We start from the raw sequence: 582 nt of genomic DNA, 5'->3' as shown, positions 1-582 counted from the left end.
CGCCCGCAAAGCCATCCTGGCGCACCTGGGCGACCTGGAAGACACCTATCTGGCGGAACAACACCTGACGGATGCACGCGCCAGCGATACCGAGGCGATGCGGGTAAAAGTGCTGATGAAGCGCAAATCCTGATCCGCAGTCCCATTCTCGCCGCCCGCAGCCCTGTCTGCGGGCTTCTGCTGTCCACCGCCTCTCCAAGCCCCCAGCCGTCCCCGTAAACGCCCTGTAAAGGGGCCTGGGCGACGATAACGCCCCAGATCAGCGCTTCACCCCTTTAGCCGCCCACGGCAAGGCGTTACACTGCGTCGGCGTACCTTGTGCGCAGCGCGTAAAACCGCGTCTAGAGAAAATTGTTCTTTATTGCTGCGATTGAGCCTGTGCGGATGCGCTGGAACCCGCATGGTGTCTGGGTTTGGTGGGAGTCGGTACGACCGTTTGTGTCAGAGCCGAATATCTATGCCTATGTCAACGGAAATCCGCTGAGATACATCGATCCGTTGGGTCTATATAGCTTGCCAGAACTCAGAGACGACATCCGTGACGCAACCGGAGGCTGTAGCGGAAATAGTGCAGTTGACGAC

The 582-nt window shown here is 58.9% G+C and carries 1 protein-coding gene; it reads left to right on the top strand.

The window, feature by feature from the left end; genetic code table 11:
* Window positions 1–384: 384 nt before the first annotated feature.
* Window positions 385–582 (top strand): hypothetical protein (locus CSQ89_RS23460; protein WP_233203465.1); only part of this gene is annotated, 198 nt, incomplete at its 3' end.

Source organism: Chitinimonas sp. BJB300, assembly GCF_002735695.1.
Classification (GTDB): Bacteria; Pseudomonadota; Gammaproteobacteria; order Burkholderiales; family Chitinimonadaceae; genus Chitinimonas.
The sequence above is the reverse complement of the archived record's forward strand: the minus strand, read 5'-3'. Positions and strand labels throughout refer to the sequence as shown.